This window comes from bacterium (genome assembly GCA_021372515.1).
Lineage (GTDB): Bacteria > Gemmatimonadota > Glassbacteria > GWA2-58-10 > GWA2-58-10 > JAJFUG01.
Window position 1 is genome coordinate 1 of the sequence record JAJFUG010000153.1, and the last position, 19291, is coordinate 19291.

A 19291-nucleotide genomic window follows, 5' to 3' on the forward strand; every position below is an offset into this window, starting at 1 on the left:
GCGATCATCTCGGTGGTGTTGTCCAGCTCATCGCGCATGATCGCGTTCCATTCCAGGTTGCCCGGATCGCCGTCCCAACTGTCGTCCTTGGAGGGCACGCGTTTCGGTCCGCTCAGTATCTCCTTGTACTTGTCCCGCAACACCTGGGCATGGTAGAAATTGTGGATCGAGCGGACCTCATGGGCCCACATCTGAATGGCCAGGCCGAGGTTACGCAGGAACCTCGCCTCGGGAGCGCCATCGAGCGCGCAGAGGCTGCGGCCGGCGTTCCCGGCCATGCCCAGAGCGCGGTGCAGCCCCGGGGCCTCCCAGTCGACAGTGCCGGTCATCCGTCCGCCGTGGAAATCGATATAGTCCATCCTCGCCTCTACCGGGCTTGGGTTGAACACGTAGGGCAGGAAATAGCTCTCCTCCTCCGCGCTCAGAAGGTCGGGCTTGATCACCAGCGGGCGGGTCATGTGGCGCATAGAGACGCCGCAGTAAAGGTTGCTGTACTGGGCGTAGCCGCCCACCAGGTTGTTTTTCAGGTCCAGGGCCTGGTGGATGTCGTAGAGGGCCTGGAACACGGTCTCGGCGTTCGCCTGCCCACCCCAGGCGGCGGCGAACTTTTTCAGCCGCTCCAGGCGCTCGGAAAGGTTGCCGGTGGGAGACTTGATACAGTCTTCCACGATGTCCAGCAGCTTGGCCGTGGCCTCGGGCGTGTCGGAACCGCGGCTGTAGATCGCCGATGGGCCGATCTCGATAAAGCGTGTCTGCGGACGGTGGTAGCGCTCCATGCGCTGGATCACAGTCAGTGGGTCTACTATCCCGCGAATGGGGTAGCAACTGAAGCGGCACTCTGAGCCGATCGACATGAAAGACGGGTCGGAGCGCTGCAGCAAGGTGTTCTCGGGCAGCAGGGGACGCACCACCTCCAGCTCGTTGCGCCACAGGTTCACATTGTTCCAGAGCAGAAGGACATCTCCGCCGCCCTGCGCTGCCCCGCGGTGGACCTCCTCGCTCAGGGCGCGCACGCGCTGGCCGGCGGTGAGGCCACTGCATGCGGCCGGGCCGTTGGGTCCGGGGTACTGGGCCTCGGCCCAGCAGAGCCCCTGGCCGGCGTCGTTCACGCCCTCGTCGACCGAATGAATGAGCGGGGCGTTACGCTTGAGCTCGGCCATCATCCAGACCACCATTTCCTTCGTGTCCGGCTGGTCCAGACACAGGGAGAACTCCTCGCGCGTGCTGCGCCGGGGATGGTCCACCCGCGGCCCGCGGTACTGCGGGTATTTCTGGAAGAACGCCTCGGGCAGGAAATGCGCGTCATTGGCCTCGAACTCGGCGAACAGGCCCAGGCGCTGAAGGATGGCGCACTTGTCGGCCAGCAGCTTGCGGTTGGCCTCCACCCAGGCCGCATCCACGAACGGGGCGATCTTGGGATGTGGATAGTAGTCCCAGGGCGCGGGCACGTAGCAGGCGTACTCGTGCCAGGGGCTGTTGAACGAGGGCATCGTGGAGCGGTCCTTGCTGGAAAGCTCACTGGCCAGCACCTGGACCTCGCCGTAGGGCTTGAGCCTGGCCGCCAGTTCGGCCCAGACCGCGAAATCCTGCGCCGTGTGGCTGGCATTGGTGAAGATGAAAACCTTGTCCGCGGCCTGGAGCGTTCCGGCGGCGGCAAGGAGCAGCAGGGTCAGGTAGAAAAGCGCGAGCTTGCGTAGCGATTCAGCGTGCATGAGGCCTCCGGCGGGACATGATGTGTGGACGGTAACACCTTTGATAATAACAATTATGGCGCGGTAGCTCAAACGCGGCATAAGGTTATGAATCGCCTGCTGAACGGCAGGGAAGAAGAACCGGCCGATCCTGGCGCGAACAGCGGGATTGAATGAAATTCATTCCAGCCCGTACTCGTGCAACTTGTTGTAGAGCGTTTTCCGGCTCACGTTCAGCCGACGCGCTGCCTCGGTGCGGTTGTTCCCGCACTCGGCCAGGGTGTCGCGGATCATCTCCCGTTCGAGCCGGGCGCTCATCTGGCGCACGCTGGCCCCCAGTCCGCTGCTGTCCGGTCCCGCGTCACGCTCCGGCGCGACAGAGGCCCCGGCGGTCACCCGCATCGGCAGGTGCTGCGGCTCCAGGGTCCCGGCCCCGGCCTGGATCATCGCGCTCTGGACCGCGTTCTCCAGGTCGCGCACGTTGCCCGGCCAGTCATAGGCCTGGAGCCGGTCGGCCGCGGCCAGCGAGAACCCGGTGATCGAAAGGTCGAGCAGGCGGTTGTGCTTGCGGATAAAATGCTCGGCCAGCACCGGGATGTCCTCGCGCCGCTCCCGCAGCGGGGGCAGGCGCAGGGTCACGATATTCAGGCGGTAGAAAAGGTCGAGCCGGAATGCACCTTTCTCGACCTGCTGCTGAAGGTCTTTGTTGGTGGCGGCGATAAGGCGCACATCCAGGGGAAGGCTCTCGCGTCCGCCCAGGCGGGTCACCCGGCGCTCATCCAGCACGCGCAGCAGTTTCACCTGGGCCTCCAGGGGCAGCTCACCCACCTCGTCCAGGAAGAATGTCCCGCCGCCGGCCTGCTCGAACTTGCCGCTGCGGCGCTCCACCGCCCCGGTGAACGCGCCTTTCTCGTGCCCGAACAGCTCGCTCTCGATCAGGCTGAGCGGGATCGCCCCACAGTTGACCGTGACAAAGGGCTTGTCCGCCCGGCGGCTGTTGAAATGGATGGCCCGGGCCACCAGTTCCTTGCCGGTGCCGCTTTCGCCCTCCACCAGCACAGTGGCCCCGGTTTCGCAGACCCGGGCGATCTGCTCCTGCACCCGGCGCATCGCCGCGCTCACCCCGACCAGGTTGCGGAAACTGTAGCGCTCGTGCAGCTCGCGCTCCAGGCTGTTCACCCGGTGGGCGAGGCTGCTGCGCTCCAGGGCGCGCCGGATCACTATCAGCAGTTCCTCATTGTCGAAGGGCTTGGTCAGGTAGTCGTAGGCCCCTTTCTTGATCGCCTCCACCGCCAGGCCGATCTCGGCGTGGGCGGTCAGGATAATGACCGTGATATCGGGGTTGCGCGCCTTGATCCGCACCAGCCCCTCGATACCATCCAACCCGGGCATGCGCTGGTCCATCAGGACCAGGTCGGGCCCCGAGGATTCGGCCAGCACTATCGCCTCCTCGGCGCTGGCGGCCGTGAGCACGGCGTAGCCCTCATCCTCGAGAAGGCGGGTCAGGATGGCGCGGATGTTTTTCTCGTCGTCGACCACCAGTATCTTGCTCTGCATCATTTCTCCCTGGAGCGTCTGCTGCCGCTTATGGACTGGGCCTGCGGCAGGGTGACCGCCACCCGGGTGCCGTGCTCCCGGCTCTCGGCGTCCGCGGTGCGGCTTTCGATTTCTATATCTCCACCGTGCTGCTGGATGATGCCGTAACAGATCGACAGCCCCAGGCCGGTGCCCTCTTTCTTGGTGGTGAAAAACGGGTCGAAGATGCGTTCCATGTTTTCCGCGGGGATTCCGGGGCCGTTGTCGCTGAACAGCACGTGGAACATTTTCCTCTGCGTATGGCTGCCGCCGCGACCGCGGTCGGCCAGCTCCACGCGCACCTGGATGTGGCCGCCGCCCTCCAGGGCCTCGATCGCGTTCATCAGGACATTCAGGAACACCTGCTTAAGCAGGGCCGGGTCGGCGCTCAACTCGGTCTCCGCGGGGACATACTCCAGGTCCAGCGCGATGCCGCGCTTGAGCGCCGTGGCCGAGGCCAGCGCGAGCACCTGGCTCAGCAGGGCGCGCAGGTCCACGCTCGAAATCTCGGCCTTGGCCGGGCGCGAGAACGACAGCAGGCCCTCGATGATCCCGTTGATCCGGTCCACCTCCTCGATCAGCTCGCGGACAAGGGCCTGCTTGACCGGGTCCTGGATGTCTCTCTGCAGGTACTGGATCGTACTGCGGATCGAGGTTAGAGGGTTGCGGATCTCGTGGGCCGCCCCGGCGGCGAGCTGGCCCAGGGTGGCCAGACGGTCGGCGCGGTACATGCGGCGCAGACGGGCTTTCTGCTGCTGGTAGAGGTAGGCGTTCTCGAACGCCAGCGCCGCCTGCCCGGCCAGGTTGTGCAGGAACTCGTAATCCGACTCCTTCAACTGTCCGCTGCCGGCCAGGCGCCCCAGGCAGATCACCCCGATCAGGCGGTTCATCGAGATCAGCGGCAGGATGGTCTCGGCCTGCACGGCCTCCAGCACCGCATGCTCCTCCGGCTTGAAAAACGAGGCGATGTCCGGGCTGTGCGGCAGGCTCAGGTGGGTCTCGTTGACCGTGAACCAGCGGATCAGCGGGTCCTCGGGGGCGAAGCCCGGGCGGACCTCCGGCGCCTGGGTGTCACCGCGCCAGGCGGCCAGTTGGAAACGGTTAAGCTCCAGGTTCAGCAGGAATATCGCCAGGCTTCCCATCGGGTACAGCTCGCGCAGGGCCGAGATGACGTTGTCCTTGAGTTGCTCCAGGTCGACTATCAGGGTCAGCGAGCGGCTGAACTCACTGAGCGCCTGTTTCTGGAAATCCGGACTCTGCTCTCTCACCGCGGGTTTGAACAGTTTGCGCAAGGCAGCGGTCAGTTCCATGAGATTCAGCACCGCCGGGATAATGTGTAGGGAAGATAGGGGCCGGACCTGGACGCTAAGGATATTATACCAGATCGGCCCCGGATTCAACTGTTGTGTTAACGCACCACCAGGTGACAGGCAAAATAAATGCCATTGTCCTGCCGCGTGCCGAGCGTTCATGTCTTCCTTGCCTCTGCCCCCCTTACCCGGTGCGGAGTATCCCGAACCGCGGAATGCACGCCGGTAAAAGGGATGGGGTGTGTAGAGAGGGTGACAACAGTTGTATAAAGTGATACACAGTCCCGTGCCAGTCCAGCTTACAGGTGGAAACCAGGCAGAGGCTTGAAAGGCAAAGAGTTTGGCGAATGAAGCGGTTTCCGCCCCTTGCTGGTCAGTTTTGACCCCGCTACTGATTTGTGTGGATGTAAATTAAAACACGACAACAGGATACACCCATCTGCCCTTTTGCTCGCCATAAACGGCACAGCGCTTGCTTTTGCCTTCCGTCGAGGGACTGACCGTTCCCGGAGGTTCCGTGCGACAATCGAAGAAGCAATCAAACCGAACGCGTCTTGAATAAGAAAGAGCCGAACATGCAGGCACGCTGGAGACAGATGCTGTTCATTCTCTGTCTGGCCCTGGCCGGACCTCTGGCCGCAGCGGAGAATGCCTTGACCCTGGAGCGGGCGGTCTCGATCGCCCTGGGCGAGAGCTACACTGTGCGCTCCTACCACGAGCGCAAGCAGGCGATGGAGCACTCCTACCGCTATTACCAGGCCCAGTTCGACCCGCGGCTGGATTTCACTGTCTACGCGCCCTCCTGGAACGAGAACGTGAACCCGATCCAGCGGGCGGATGGCCTGCCGGTGTACAATTCCACCGGGGCGATGCAGTACAGCGGGCGGCTCAAGTTCACCTACATGCTGCCCACCGGGGGCAACCTCGCTCTTTCCTCGGAGCTGCTGCGGACGAACGAGAAAACGGTCCTGGCTCTGAACGACTACCGGACCCTCAGCGACCGCAAGGCCCAGAGCAGTTTCAGCCTGATGTTCGAGCAGCCGGTGTTCACCCGCAACACCCTGGCCGAGAACCTGAACGAGGCGCGCCTGAATTACGAGAAAGTCTCCAGCCAGTTCACCCGTCAGCAGATGGACATCATCTACCGGGTGACACAGGCTTTCTATCAGGTGTTCCGCTGCACGCGCGCCGCCGGGATCGCGGGCGAAAAGCTGGCCAACAGCGAGCAGGCCCTGGAAGTGGCCCGTCTCAAGGCCGAGGCCGGGCGTATCCCCGAGGGCGAGGTGCTGATCGCCGAGGTGACCGCGGCCGAGAACCGGGCCGCCCTCTTCGAGCGCCAGGGAGACCTGGAGCGCGCCTCGGACGAACTCAAGCAGTTGATCGGTCTCGACCTCTACCAGCCGGTGAATGTGGTGACCGATCTGAGCTACGATTCTCTTACCGTCGACCCCGACAAAGCCATCGAGCGCGCCCTGGCCAACCGTCTGGAGCTGCACGAGGCCGAGCTGGATTACGAGCTGGGCCGGATCGACCTGGACCGGGCCAAGCGCATCCGGGAGATCAGCGGCAAGATTTCGGCCTACTACGACATCACCGGGGTGAGCACCCGCGAGCACGGCTCAACCCTGGACCTGTTCAACTCATCGTTCGACAATTTCGTGGACCGTCCGCCCAACCGCGGGGTCACGCTTTCGGTGACTGTGCCGGTGTTCGACTGGGGCCGGGGCAAGGAGAGGGTGCAGCAGGAGATGGCCAACCTCCGTCAGGCCCGCCTCGACATCGAGGACCAGCGCAATACGATTGTCCGCGAGGTGCGTGAGATTGTCCGTAACGTGGAGGAGTCCGGCAACCGTCTGCGTATCCACGAGCAGAACCAGCAACTGGCCCAGCGCAGCTACCAGATCAGCCGTCTGCGTTTCGACAGCGGCGCGATCACCAGCCAGGACATGGCCCTGGCCCAGGAGAGCCTGGCCGCCTCGCAACTCAATTACCTTGACGCCTACATCTCGTACCAGCTCGCCCTGGCCGAGCTTAAAAAACAGACCCTCTGGGATTTCGAAAACGACTGCGGCTACCGGGTCGACCAGAAATACTCGTCCGACAGGAGTAATCAATGAATTCCAAGCTCATCAATGTCTTCCTGGCCGCAGTGCTCATGCTGGCGTGGTGTTTCCAATGTGCCCCGGCGCAGCAAGACCAGGCCTCGCTCCTGCTGGACCTGAAAAAGGCCCGCGCCTCCTACCAGAGCGCTTCCCAGAAACTGGAGTCCGACCGCAAGCTCTACGAGAACAAGGCCATCTCGGAGGATGAATTCATCCGCTCGCGCAACGAAGCCCTGAGCGCCGAGGTGGACTATCAGAAACTGATCCTGCGCGTGATCTCGCAGCAGTCCTACATCATCGTGGAGCGGGCGGTCAAGTACCAGACCCCGCGGGGTGAGCGTCGGGTCAAGGTGACCCTGCGCAGCACGATGGAGGGCAACCAGGAGTACCTGGACCAGTTCCAGGAGCATTTCGACGTGTTCACGCCCGAGATGCGCTCCTCCAGGATCTACAACATTTTCGTCTCCCTGCTCGAACCGGGCAGCAACACCATAATCGGCGCGCCCTACGAGACTCGTATCCCCACTCTGGACATGGGCGGGGCCACAGTGGCCGATTTCGGCCTGCTCAAGGACGTGGAGACAGTGTGCGTGAGCCTCAACTACGGCGGCCGCAAGGACGAGAAGAACATATTCCTGGAAAAGGACGCCAGCGCCAGCGTGGTGGATATCAACTCGATGCAGTTCTCGCAGGAGGTGGACCTGGGCGGGGCCGCCTCCTACGATCTGACCCTGGAGCGGTTCTCCACCAGCGATGATGTCTACAAGCTGGCCGTGGTCAACCTGCCCCGTCAGGTGAGTTGCGATTTCCTGGACTCCGAGACCGGGGCGCGCCTGAGCCAGGTCAAGTTCGGCCAGGGGGTGAACACCAAGAAACTGTCCCTCAAGGCCTATCTGCCGGAGCGGGATGACGAGCAGGTGGTGATCGACCGTCCGCTGGAATTCTTCGCCCTGGTACTGACCCTGGAGCAGGCTGAGAAGCTGGGCGACCCCACCGGGCGGCAGTTCACTCCGGAGCAGCTCGCGGAATTCCAGGCCGGCTCGGTGCGCCTGGAGCTGATCCCGCGCGGGGTGGGACGGATCGAGGTGCGCGCGCCCAGTCTGTACCACGAGATCACGGTGGGCGACAGCCTGGCCCTGGAAGTGACCGTGCGCAACATCGGCACCCGGCGTCTGGACAATGTGAAGATATCCACGGACAATCCGCTTAACTGGCGCTCGCGGATCGAGCCGGACCTGATCCGCTCGCTGGAGCCGGAGAAAGAGGCCCAGGTGTCTCTGGTGTTCCTGCCGCCCGAGGACGTGGGAGTGGGGGCGCAGGAGGTGAAAATCCGCACCGAGGCCCTGGCCGACAACCGCGCGGTGCGCACCGAGGACAAGACCGTGCGTATCCAGGTCAAGGCGCGCACGGAGGTGCTCTGGACAACGGTGCTGGTGCTGGCCCTGGTCGGACTGGTGGTGGGGATCGTGGTCTTCGGGGTGAAAATCAGCCGCAGGTAGGGATGGCAACAGGGGGCACGACCCGCCGTGCCCCCTGTTGATATTTTCTGCGGATAGAGTGGCACACCGTAATCTGAAAGGAGGGCAAGATGCTGAGCATCATCATTCGCAAGGAAATCCAGGATTCCCTCGCTAGTCTTCGGTTCGTGCTGACCTTGCTCCTCTGCACAGTTACGATTCTGTTTACTGTCTGGGCAGGCGCGGAAAGCTACAGACGAGACATGAAGAATTTTGCAGCGAACGAATCCCTCGATAGAAAATTACTGGATGCACAAAACAACTACAACACGTTTATGCGTGTCGGCGTAAAAATCAACAAAGAGCCTGAGGCTCTGGAAGCGTTGGTCTCGGGAGTCAAGGATATAGCAGGCAATACAGCCTGGGTCGCCGATGAACATCAGACAGTACTGGAAGGCTCCAAGTCCGGCACAAATCCATTTTTTGCCGTATTCGGAGGTTTCGACCTGACATTTGTCGTCAGTGTAATATTCAGTCTGCTGGCCTTTCTCTATTCGTACAATACAGTCTCCGGAGAAAAGGAAAAAGGAACTCTGAGGCTCCTGCTGGCCAACCAGATATCCCGACCGACCCTGATTCTGGGGAAATACATGGGTAGCCTTATAAGCTTGCTGATACCGGTACTGATCCCCATGCTTCTGGGTTTGATCGTTCTGGCGAATTATCCGGACGTCTCTCTCAACTCTGAGCACTGGCTGCGGATATTACTGCTGGTCGCTCTTTATCTGCTGTACATAACGTGCTTTTTTACCCTGGGTCTCCTGTCGAGTTCACTGGTTTCCCATTCCTCGATCAGCCTGCTGATATCGCTGCTTGCCTGGATTTGTTGCATCGCATTGATTCCACGGGCCTCGGTCAATTTAGCCGGTCTGATTTCTCCCGTTGCATCCCAGAGTGAAATTAATTTCCAGAAAGAGGCAATCTACCGGCAGATTCATGACGAGATCTATAAGAAAGAAAATTTAGCCCTCCAGATACAAGAGTTTCGGGAAAAGCATCCGGGCAATAGGAATTACGGTGAACTCACGGAAAAACTGGCCGGTGAGGAAAGGGAAAAGAAAGAGGCACAATTCAGTCTTATCGATACGGACTATGAAGCGAAAAAGCTTCGCCAGCAACAGCTTGCGGCAGACATAGCCCGGTGCTCTCCGACTTCCGCTCTCATGTTCGGCAGTATGGCTCTGGGTCGTACCGGACCGGCCGAGTACGATAAGTTCCTCCAGTCGGCCAGGGAATATCGAACCGTGTTTTTGGACTGGATCACTGCTAAGTCAATGAAGTTCTTAACGGAACACGAGGCATTCGATTTATCGGGTATGCCTCGGCATACAATCGCCAAATCAACTCTAACCGAATCAGTTACCAGCGCGATCCCGGATTATCTGGTACTGATCCTGTTAAACATTCTGTTTTTCGCTGGGGCATACGTTTCTTTTCTTCGCTACGACGTGCGCTGAGGCACATCCCGCCGGAACCCGACCCTATGGCGGGAGTACTGATCTGCGAATTGAAAACCGGCCGCAGATGAGAGTTTCGGGCTTACAGACTAAATACACGAATGACATGGCATGAGCTGTTAAAAGATGTTACACGGTGAGGTTAATCATGTTCAAAGTGCTGCTGATGAAGGAAATCCAGGATTCGATCAACAACTACAAGTTCCCGATCACGCTGGTGCTGTGCCTGTTTCTGATCCCGCTGGGCACGTTCGTCTCCCTCAGGGAATACGAGCAGCGGCTCGCCGATTACCGGCAGGAGATGTCCATCTACCAGGAGAGCGCGCAAGGGAACATCTACTGGTCCTTTTCCGCCAGGGGGTTCCGTCCGCCCTCCGCGCTCAGTTTCCTGGCCGGCGGCCTCGAAGATCGCCTGCCGACTTTTGTCAGCACCGATTGGCGGGGTAATTACGGGTTGCATTATGACAACGAGCTGTCCAGCCCGGTGTCGACTTTTTTCGGAAAACTTGATCTGCAGACCTGTGTCGGTTTCGTGCTCTCTATCCTGGCCCTGGTCTTCATGTTCAGCAGTGTGTCCGGGGAAAAGGAGAAAGGCACGCTCAAGCTGCTGATCTCGCACTCTGTTCCGCGGTCGAAGATATACGCGGCCAAAGTGATCGGAAATTTCATAATTTTCACCGTTCCGTTCATGCTGTCCCTGCTGGTGAGCCTGGTGGTGATAAGCTTTTCGAGCTCCATCAGCCTGTTCTCCGCGGGTGGGTGGACCGCCGTAGCCGTATTCACCGGCCTGTCGTTGTTGTTTATCCTGTTGATGCTCAACCTGGGGATAATGATATCCTCACGCACTGATAAATCGATCACCTCGGTCATCGCGCTCCTTTTCATCTGGATAATGCTGGCGTTCGTGGTGCCCAAAGCCAGTCCGATGGTGGCGGAGGCGCTGTTCCCGATACCGACCGCGCAGGTGGTCAACCTGCAGAAAGAGGCGGTGCGGAAAGACCTGGAGGAAGAGCTGAAAGGCCGGCGCGCTGAACTGATGAAAAAAGTCATGGCTGAATATGGAATACAGAATCAATACAACCTGAGCGATGCGGCCCACAAGGATTATCGCAGCCGGGCGCTTCAAATCGAGCATAAATATGAGATACTGACCAGCCAGGCGCTTAAAAAGATCGATGACGCTTATGAAAGCAAGAAACAGGTGCAATCCGCCATCGCGATCAGTCTTTCCCGGTGCTCGCCGGTAAGCTGTTTCACCTACCTGGCTTCCGAACTGGCCGGGACCAGCCTGCTGGAGCTGGAGAATTTCAAGAACGCCGCCGGACGCTTCCAGCAACAGGTGAAAGAGACCGTGTACGACAACTATTCCGTAGAATGGTACGACTACCCGGACGGTTCGGGTGGAATCACCACTCCCAGGAAAGAGGGTAGCACGTACGACCCGAAAACCGCACCCGTGCCCGTGTTGACCGGTTACAGCCACGTGACTGTAGCGGAAGTGCTGAGCACGCAGTGGATCGACATTCTTCTGTTGGCGCTGTACGCCGTCGTTCTCTTCGCCGCGGGATTGGTTTCTTTCAACCGCTACGACGTAAGGTGAATGGACTATGGTCCTCTCCATCGCGCTCAAGGAGTTCTACAACAACCTGGTCTCGGCCCGTTTCGCCATCGGGTTCCTGCTCTGCCTGGGCCTGATCCCGCTCACCCTGGTGGTGGGTATCGGCGAGTGGGAAAGCCAGGTGACAGCCTATGAGACCCAGCGCGCGGAGGCGGAAAAAAAGCTCGATATCCGGGTCTGGTCACAGTTGCAGCCGCGTGTCGTGCGGGCGCCGGAGCCGCTGAGCATCCTGGCCCGGGGGCTGAGTTCCAGGCTGGGCCGCTATGTGGATATCTCGTTCACCGCCAAGCCGTTCAAGGCCGAGGGCGCCGCCGCTGCCGGCGACAACCCGCTTCTGAGCACCTACCTCTCCATGGATTTCATCACCGTGCTGGCCGTGGTGCTGAGCCTTCTGGCCTTGCTGTTCACCTATGACTCGGCCAGCGGCGAGCGGGAGCAGGGTACTCTCAAGCTGGTGCTCGCCAATTCGATCCCGCGCCACAGCGTGCTTCTGGGCAAAGTGCTGGGGGGCTGCTTAACCATTCTGCCGATACTGCTGTTCTGCTACCTGCTCTGCGCCCTGGCGATCACGCTCAGCCCGTCGGTGGCATTTACGGCGGATGACTGGTTGCGCCTGTGCCTGATCGTGCTGGCGAGCATCCTGTACTTCGCGGTTTTCGCGTTCATGGGATTGCTGGTTTCAAGCACGGTCAGGAATTCGGCGGCCGGGCTGGTGGTCTGCCTGCTGGCCTGGGTCTTTTTCCTCTTTGTGGCGCCGAACGCGGCCGGTTTCCTGGCCAGCAGCCTTGTGGAGACCCCTTCCGAAAAGGTGCTCGCCACAGCAACTTGGGATTTCACCAAGGAACAGTGGCGCAAGGCCGATGAACTGCGGGGCAAAGAGCCGGAAGAAGTCTACGAATGGGAAAATGTCAGGCGTGAGCAGAATGGGGCGGTCGAGCTCAAGGGCGCCAATGCCGCCTACATGGAATGGTACAGGCAGGGCAACCGGGCGGTCTACGAGTACATGCTCGCAAGTGCGGAAACACTCTGGCAGATGGAAAAAGATTTCCTGGACCGCCAGGACAGGCAGCGCCGTCTGGCCGAGCGGCTTTCAATGGTCTCCCCGTCACAGGTGTTCATCCTGCTCTGCAACTCGCTCTGCCGCACGGATGTAGAATCCTACCGTCGTTTCCTGGAGCGGGCCAGCGGTTACAGGGAGGAACTGATCCAGTTTCTGCGTGACAAAGACCTTTTTGATTCCTACCGCTTTTTTACAGCCGTGCCCCCGGAAAAGATGCTGACCACCGACCAGTTCATCGAACTTGGCACCGGCGGAAAGCTGAAATCCATGGCTGAAATGCGGCAATGGCGGAAGGATAACCCGGAAAAGAGCTGGTCTTTCATGCACAGCGCATTTCCGCCGATGGCTGAAAGCGATATCCTGCCGCCGCTGGACCTGTCCAGTACTCCCGCCTGGCGGGACACACCGGGCGGCCTGGCGCTTTCGCTACGGGATTCACTGGTAAAACTGGTTTTATTGATCGCCACCGGGCTGGTGCTGTTCCAGCTGGCCTTTATCGGCTTCCTGCGCGCGGATGTCCGGTGAGACGAGAACGCTGCGAGTCGAGGTGAAACGTGCTCCTGAATATAGTCTTGCGTGAACTACAGCAGCATGTGCTCAGCCTGCGCCTGCACCTGGTGCTGGTGCTTCTGCTGGTCCTGTTCGGTCTGGGCACGGTCGCCTTTGCCCACCGCTACCGGGCGGACCAGGAAAGGTACCTGCAAGTCCAGTCCGCGCAGCTGGAGAAAGAAAAGGGCTGGGCCGCGCGCTACCTGGGCCTCTACATGTCCCAGACCCGCCCGCTGGTGCTGGGGCCCCGGGCCGACGCTTTCATTGCGGATTCAGGGGAAAAGCGGATGCCCTTCCAGTTCTGGTACTCCGGTTTCGGGGTGGAGGGCTTCGACATGCCGAACTGGGCCGGTAACGATACGTTGCCGGAGTACCGGGAACTCAGTTGGGCTTTCATCGTCTCGATCATCCTCAGTTTCACGGTGCTGATATTCAGTTACGACCAGGTGAGCGGCGAGCGGGAGACAGGTACATTGGCCCTGACTTTATCCAACCCCGTGCCGCGGGGCCTGCTCCTGTTCGGCAAATATATCGGCGTGGTGCTGGCGGTGCTGCTGGTGCTTCTGCCTGGGGCCGGCCTCAGCCTGGCGCTCCTGTTAGCCGAGAAAGCGGTGGTGCTGGACCGGGCTCTTCTGGCCGAGAGCGCCGCGTTCCTGGGCAGCGCCGCCCTGCTTGCCGCCTGCATGGCGGCCCTGGGAATTCTGGCCTCCACGGTCGCCGGGCGCTCGAATGTGAGCCTTCTGCTTTGCCTTTGCCTCTGGCTGGCCTCGGTGCTGATGGTCCAGAATTCGGTTGTCTACCTCACGGGCAAGCTGCACCCTGTCGAGTCGTCGCGGGTGGTGGCCGACCGGACCGCCCAGGAGGTGAAAGCCTCGAATGACCGGATCGCCGCGGCTGAAGCGCAAGGCGGGGGAGTGCTCGGTCCCATCGAGCAGTTCCGGCTGTACGCGAAATTCAACCTGCAATACAAGGATCGGGAGCTGGCGATAAAGGAGGCCTGGAACAGCAGCATCCTTGAGCAGTTCCGTTTCTCCCGGCGCCTGACCGCGCTGTCGCCGGTGTGCCTGTTCGAGCAGTTGAGCGAGGCGGCGACCGGCGGCGGTTTCGTGCGCCTGGAAAAGAACTGGCGGGATTTGAAACTATTTCGGAGCCGGTTTTTCGATTGGTATATGCAACAGGATGCCGCGGCCACGGACGACGAAACCCTGCACCTCCTGGACCCGTACAATCCCTCGCACATGCTGTACAAAGTGGTGGATTTCGCTGAAATCCCGCAGTATCAGGAGCGGCCGGCCTCGTTCGGTGAGCGGTTTACGGCTGCCCGGCTGCCGCTGCTGCTGCTCGTGCTGTACACTGTGGTGAGTTTCGCCCTGGCTTTCGTGTTGTTCCTGCGCTACGACGTGCGCTGAAACGGGTATAGTAAATGCTTCAATCTTATGTTTCACCCCTTTGTAATTGATGATCCCCCAATTGAGATTCCATCGCTGCAAAGGGAACGGAAAGGCGAAAGGAGGGAATGCCCAGAGCAGGGCGGATTTTCCGCCCGAGTAACCTTTCCGGAATAGATAATCCGGCTGGAAAGACACATAGAGAGAAAATCCCGGTTTCATAATTTTCATCTGTCAAGGAGGCTACACCATGCTTCAGGCCATCGATCTGACCAAACGCTACGAGGACGGGCTGCTGGCCCTGGACCATCTGAACCTGACCGTGAAAGAGGGCGAGATATTCTGTCTTCTGGGAGCCAACGGCGCGGGCAAGACCACGACGATCAACCTGTTCCTCAATTTTATCGAGCCGACCAGCGGCCAGGCGCTGATAAGCGGCATCGACGTGACCCGCGAGCCCCTGGAGGCCAAGAAACACGTGGCCTACGTGAGCGAGAACGTGATGCTCTACGGCAATTTCACCGGCCGCCAGAACCTCGATTTCTTCGCCCGCCTGGGGGGCAAGACCAACCTGAAGAAAGAGGACTACTACATGCACATGCGCCGGGTGGGCCTTCAGGAGAAAGCTTTCGAGGCGCGGCTGAAGACCTATTCGAAGGGCATGCGGCAGAAACTGGGCATCACCATCGCGATCATCAAGGACTCGGACAATATCCTGCTGGATGAGCCGACCAGCGGGCTCGACCCCAAGGCCGCGGCCGAGTTTGTCACCATCCTCAAGGGCCTGCGCGAGCGGGGCAAGAGCATCCTGATGTGCACCCACGACATTTTCCGGGCCAAGGAGATCGCCGACCGGGTGGGGATAATGAAAGAGGGCCGCCTGGTGATGCTGCGCACGCGCGAGGAGTTCCTGGAGGACGATCTGGAGAAGCTGTACCTGGACTACATGCAGGAAGCCGTGGTGGCATGAGGCTCTTTATACGGTCGAGTGCGGCCGAACGGGGGGAGAGTCGAGTCAAACATTCAAAGACGGGTCGAGAAGATGATCGGGATTGTTTTCATGCGGGAGATGCAGGAGTACCTGAAATCCGCCAAATTCATGCTGGGGTTGGTCCTGTGCCTTGGATTGATCACGCTGAGCACGGCGATCAATTTTCAGGATTACAGGGAGCGCCTGGCTGACTACGAGATGGCGGTGGAAGAAACAAAAGCGGGGCCACCTTACGGTATGACCGGAATCAGACGGCCCGAGCCTCTCGGTGTCATCGTCCAGGGCAAGGACAGGAGCCTGGGCAACCGGATCTCGATCAAGAGCCATGACCTTCCCTGGAACGCCTCGGGCTACATGGGAGCCAAAAGCATGCTGAACGCGGTGGCTTCCGGCCTGGAGTCGGTGGACCTCGATTTCATAGTTCGAGTGGTCCTGAGCCTGCTGGCGATATTCCTGACCTACGATTCGGTCTCGGGCGAAAAGACCCGGGGCACGCTCAGGTTGATGCTGGCCGGGGGGCTGCCCCGCAGCTCGCTGCTGGCCGGAAAGCTGGCCGCGGTGTTCACGCTGCTGTCCATTTCCCTGCTTTGCTGTTTTATTGTCGCACTGCTCGTATTGACCCGGGGGGGGATTATTGCGGTCGGAATGGAGGAGATCCAGCGCCTCGCGGCGATGTACCTGCTTTCGATCTGCTATCTGGCGGTCTTCATTGTGCTGGGCGTCCTTGTCTCGACAGTGACCGCCACCCCGGCGGCGAGCCTGGCCTTGGTGCTGCAGGCCTGGGTTTTCATTGTAATCATCTATCCGAACCTGTCGCTCCATCTGGCGGAAAGACTCGACCCCCTGCCATCCGCCCAGTCTTTCCGGGCCGATCTGGCTGCGGCGGGGAGCAGTTATTCCTCCGAGCAGACCCTCCTGAACCAGGAGCGGGAAAAGGCGGAAGTGCAAAACAGGCCGATCTCGAGGGAACTGATGCAACAAAGCAACATGATCTCCGCCAAGGTGGCCTTGGCGCTCTATCAGGCCGGGCAGGGTTACAACGCGCGTCTGGCCCGCCAAGCCCGGCTGGCTGACCGGCTCTGCATGTTCTGTCCGGCGGTGCTTTACTCCGGGATGATGCGCGACCTGGCGGGAACCGGGATCGAGCAGTATCGGAAATTCCTGGAACCGGAAAGAAGCTACTGGGAGAAAACCGCCGAGAAGAGCCGTCTGCTTTTCGGCAACGACCGGCAGGCCTACCGGAATTATAAGCTGCCGGAATACAGCTATCCGAAAGACCGGCTGGGGCCGATACTGGTCCGGTCCACGGCCTCGTTCCTTACCCTCATCGGGTTGACTGCCGCTGCGATGGTCACCTCTTTCGCCGCCATGAACAGAATGGACGCGAGGTGATTATGAGCGCGATTATCTTAAGGGAGTTACAGGATTACCTCAAGAGCGTCCATTTCTTCTTCCTGCTCGTTTTCTCCCTGGCCCTGTTCGTCACCGGCGGAGTATTCCTGGGCGCCCGCTACGACAATATGGTCGAGGATCAGGAGGCTCAGCCGGCCTCGACGGTGAATACCGAGATAGCAGAGAGACCGAGTCCGTTCCTTTTCCTGGCCGCCGGCTTCCAGGACAACGGTTTGCGGGCATACAGCATTTTCCCGGGCGGGAACCAGACTGTCCGGCTCAAACCGAACAAGAATTTCATGCTGCCCGAAATGCCTGTCCCGGACTGGGCTTTCATCGTCAAATGTCTGTTCAGCCTGTACGTAATGCTGTTCGGGTTCAACGCTGTATCCGGGGAGAAAGAGTCGGGCACGCTCCGTCAGGTCATGTCCTACAGTCTGGGACGGACCACTCTGGCCGGCGCGAAATACCTGTCGATCATGCTCGCGGTCAGTCTGGCGCTGTCGGTCGGGTGCCTCTTCGGGGCCCTCGCCGCCCGGATCGTCTCGCCGGGCGTTTTCTCGCTCGATTTCATTCTGCGGGCGGCGATCTTCTTCGCCGTGTCCCTGGCCTGGCTTTCCCTTTTCGCTTTCCTCGCGGTGGCAGTCTCCTCCCTGATCCAGCATTCATCGGTGTCGCTGCTGGCCCTGCTGTCGGTCTGGATCCTGTTCATCCTGGTGATTCCAAACCTTGCCGGTCCCTTGTCCGAAAAATTCAGCCACACCCCGCGGGAATACGTGATCGCGCAAAATCTCGGCCCCGCGTTCCAGAAAAAGATCGATACTGTATTCAATCCGGTCGCTGACAAGCTGAGGGCGGAGGGTCTGGCCAGCGAGGAACGCATCCGTGAAGAGTACGCCAGGATATCCGCCGACGTTATCAGGGAATACGCCGCCACTTTCCGTGACTATCAACTCTCGCACCGGCGCAGGGAAGCGGTCCGCCGAAGTCTGTCGCGTATCTCGCCGGCCTCGCTGTACCAGTTTTCCGTCGAGGAGCTGGCCGCCACGGGTTTCGAAACGCAGGAAACGTTGCTCCGCGACCTCCGCGAGTACTCGGCACGCTACGACAGCTACATCCTGGAGAAAACCGGCGAACTCGTCCCGGGTGTGGATATGATGATCGGGACATCAGTTCCCCTGAGCGATGGGACCACCGTATACCTGAGGAGTCCACAGCAGAAAGAGTACGACGGGGACAAGAGCGATTTTCCATTTTTCCAGAACTCGATCATCCCGCTCAAGTCCAGCCTGGCCGCGGCACTGCCCGACCTGGCCGGGCTGCTGGCCTGGAATATCGCGCTCGCCCTGGCCGCTTTCTGGGCGATGCGCCGCTGCGATGTGCGGTAGGCCCGCCGGGTGGGCGGCTCGATGAAGTGACAGTTCATGTCAATCCGCTCACTGTGGGTGTAAGCTACAGCCGGAGGCAAACGATGCTTTGGACGATCCTGCGGAAAGAGATTCAGGAAAACCTGGTCAGTTTCAGATATTTACTGGTCGTGGCCGTGACCCTGCTTCTGGCCGCGCTCAGTTTCCTGATCATGCGGCAGGATTATCTCAGCCGCCAGGAACGCTACAGCCAGCTTCTGCCCACGGTGGACCTCACCACCATAGTCATGTTGCCGCCGGCCCCGCTGTCGGTCCTGGCCAAGGGCATGGACGAATCGATCTGCCAGCAGCACGTGGTCTCGGACCGCTGGGGGGTGTTCGACACCGGAGAATCGGGGCGCTCGTTCAATTCACTGTTCAAGCTGTTCGACACCCCGGACCTGCTGTACATAACGAAGATCATCCTCTCCCTGTGCGCGATGTTCATCTCGTTCCGGCTGGTTTCGGAGGAAAAGGAGGCCCGCACCCTGGCCCTGACCCTGAGCCACAGCCTGGGACGGTACCAGCTCCTGTTGGGCAAGTGGCTGAGCGGCCTGGCCGGCCTGGTTCTCCCGTTCCTGTTCGCCGTGCTGCTGAGTGCTCTTCTGCTCCACCTGTCCAGCGGTGTGCGTCTGGGAGTGCAGGACTGGCTCGGCCTGGGGCTGTTCTGCCTCAGCTCGGTCCTGTACCTGAGTTTCTTTTTCTCGCTCGGACTGCTGGTTTCGTGCCTGAACGTGCGTTCCTCCTCGGCCCTGGCCGTGTCCCTCTTTCTCTGGGTGCTGCTGGCGTTCGCCTTGCCCAGCCTGGCCGGCGCCGGGGCCGGCACGATTTCCGATCTGCCCTCGGCGCAGAGCCGTTACGTGCAGGGTCGCCTGGCCACGCGCAAGCAGGATTACAAGCAGATGCAGGTGACGGAATTCAACGAGAGAGCGAAAAACTATCCGGAGCGGGACAAACTGATTGAGGATTACCGGGTGCGCCTGAACCGTCAGCTCGAACTGGGCCGCGCCCTATCCCGTTTGAGTCCGGCGGCGGTGTACACTTTCCTGGCCACGGATTTCGCCGGCACCGGCATGTACGAGCGTCTGCGCTTGAAACAGAGTCTCCTGAACCAGGTGGGGCTTATCAGTGAAAGCGATCAGAGTAAAACGGGACAGAGTGTTTCCTACTCACGGAGCACACAACGCGAGGTGTTGAATTCCACGGGGTTACTGAACCTGCTGGTCCTTCTGCTG

13 protein-coding genes are annotated in these 19291 nt (G+C 60.3%); 10 read left to right on the forward strand and 3 right to left on the reverse strand.

From position 1 onward, the window contains the following. The 3 genes from LLH00_14265 to LLH00_14275 form a co-directional block, all read right to left on the reverse strand. Positions 1 to 1712: hypothetical protein (locus tag LLH00_14265; GenBank protein ID MCE5272439.1), on the reverse strand; the 1712-nt coding region annotated here is incomplete at its 3' end. Positions 1713 to 1871: 159 nt separating this feature from the next. After that, entirely contained in the window at positions 1872 to 3248 is a 1377-nt protein-coding gene (locus LLH00_14270) for a sigma-54 dependent transcriptional regulator (GenBank protein ID MCE5272440.1), read from the reverse strand. Beyond that, on the reverse strand, positions 3248 to 4576 hold the full coding sequence (locus tag LLH00_14275) for a GAF domain-containing protein (protein MCE5272441.1): 1329 nt from the start codon (positions 4574 to 4576) through the stop codon (positions 3248 to 3250). The genes LLH00_14270 and LLH00_14275 overlap by 1 nt, the downstream gene beginning before the upstream one ends. Before the next feature lie 575 nt (positions 4577 to 5151). On the opposite strand from LLH00_14275, the gene LLH00_14280 reads away from it, so the two are divergent. The 10 genes from LLH00_14280 to LLH00_14325 all read left to right on the forward strand — a co-directional run. Then, positions 5152 to 6693, forward strand: a complete 1542-nt coding sequence (locus LLH00_14280; protein MCE5272442.1) for a TolC family protein — start codon at positions 5152 to 5154, stop codon at positions 6691 to 6693. Continuing rightward, a complete protein-coding gene (locus tag LLH00_14285) occupies positions 6690 to 8177 on the forward strand; it encodes an NEW3 domain-containing protein (protein ID MCE5272443.1) in 1488 nt (495 codons plus the stop codon). Before LLH00_14280 ends, LLH00_14285 begins: the two co-directional genes overlap by 4 nt. An 89-nt stretch (positions 8178 to 8266) precedes the next feature. Beyond that, on the forward strand, positions 8267 to 9652 hold the full coding sequence (locus LLH00_14290; GenBank protein MCE5272444.1) for an ABC transporter permease subunit: 1386 nt from the start codon (positions 8267 to 8269) through the stop codon (positions 9650 to 9652). 148 nt (positions 9653 to 9800) lie between these two features. Beyond that, entirely contained in the window at positions 9801 to 11252 is a 1452-nt protein-coding gene (locus LLH00_14295) for an ABC transporter permease (GenBank protein ID MCE5272445.1), read from the forward strand. A 7-nt stretch (positions 11253 to 11259) separates the two neighbouring features. Beyond that, positions 11260 to 12855, forward strand: coding sequence for an ABC transporter permease subunit (locus LLH00_14300; protein MCE5272446.1), 1596 nt, complete (start codon positions 11260 to 11262; stop codon positions 12853 to 12855). A gap of 29 nt (positions 12856 to 12884) precedes the next feature. Continuing rightward, positions 12885 to 14288, forward strand: coding sequence for an ABC transporter permease (locus LLH00_14305; GenBank protein ID MCE5272447.1), 1404 nt, complete (start codon positions 12885 to 12887; stop codon positions 14286 to 14288). Between the two features lie 229 nt (positions 14289 to 14517). After that, on the forward strand, positions 14518 to 15237 hold the full coding sequence (locus tag LLH00_14310) for an ABC transporter ATP-binding protein (protein ID MCE5272448.1): 720 nt from the start codon (positions 14518 to 14520) through the stop codon (positions 15235 to 15237). A 72-nt stretch (positions 15238 to 15309) separates the two neighbouring features. After that, entirely contained in the window at positions 15310 to 16650 is a 1341-nt protein-coding gene (locus LLH00_14315; GenBank protein MCE5272449.1) for an ABC transporter permease subunit, read from the forward strand. A 2-nt stretch (positions 16651 to 16652) separates the two neighbouring features. Further along, positions 16653 to 18038 (forward strand): ABC transporter permease, encoded by a 1386-nt coding sequence (locus tag LLH00_14320; GenBank protein MCE5272450.1) that lies wholly within the window; start codon positions 16653 to 16655, stop codon positions 18036 to 18038. Positions 18039 to 18121: 83 nt separating this feature from the next. Continuing rightward, positions 18122 to 19291: ABC transporter permease (locus LLH00_14325; GenBank protein MCE5272451.1), on the forward strand; the 1170-nt coding region annotated here is incomplete at its 3' end.

Excerpts from the sequence above, each read along its gene's own strand:
- LLH00_14285 (MCE5272443.1), top strand. The coding sequence starts at position 6,690 with ATGAATTCCAAGCTCATCAATGTCTTCCTGGCCGCAGTGCTCATGCTG.
- LLH00_14270 (MCE5272440.1), bottom strand. The coding sequence starts at position 3,248 with ATGCAGAGCAAGATACTGGTGGTCGACGACGAGAAAAACATCCGCGCC.
- LLH00_14300 (MCE5272446.1), top strand. The coding sequence starts at position 11,260 with ATGGTCCTCTCCATCGCGCTCAAGGAGTTCTACAACAACCTGGTCTCG.
- LLH00_14275 (MCE5272441.1), bottom strand. The coding sequence starts at position 4,576 with ATGGAACTGACCGCTGCCTTGCGCAAACTGTTCAAACCCGCGGTGAGA.
- LLH00_14310 (MCE5272448.1), top strand. The coding sequence starts at position 14,518 with ATGCTTCAGGCCATCGATCTGACCAAACGCTACGAGGACGGGCTGCTG.
- LLH00_14295 (MCE5272445.1), top strand. The coding sequence starts at position 9,801 with ATGTTCAAAGTGCTGCTGATGAAGGAAATCCAGGATTCGATCAACAAC.
- LLH00_14280 (MCE5272442.1), top strand. The coding sequence starts at position 5,152 with ATGCAGGCACGCTGGAGACAGATGCTGTTCATTCTCTGTCTGGCCCTG.
- LLH00_14320 (MCE5272450.1), top strand. The coding sequence starts at position 16,653 with ATGAGCGCGATTATCTTAAGGGAGTTACAGGATTACCTCAAGAGCGTC.
- LLH00_14290 (MCE5272444.1), top strand. The coding sequence starts at position 8,267 with ATGCTGAGCATCATCATTCGCAAGGAAATCCAGGATTCCCTCGCTAGT.
- LLH00_14315 (MCE5272449.1), top strand. The coding sequence starts at position 15,310 with ATGATCGGGATTGTTTTCATGCGGGAGATGCAGGAGTACCTGAAATCC.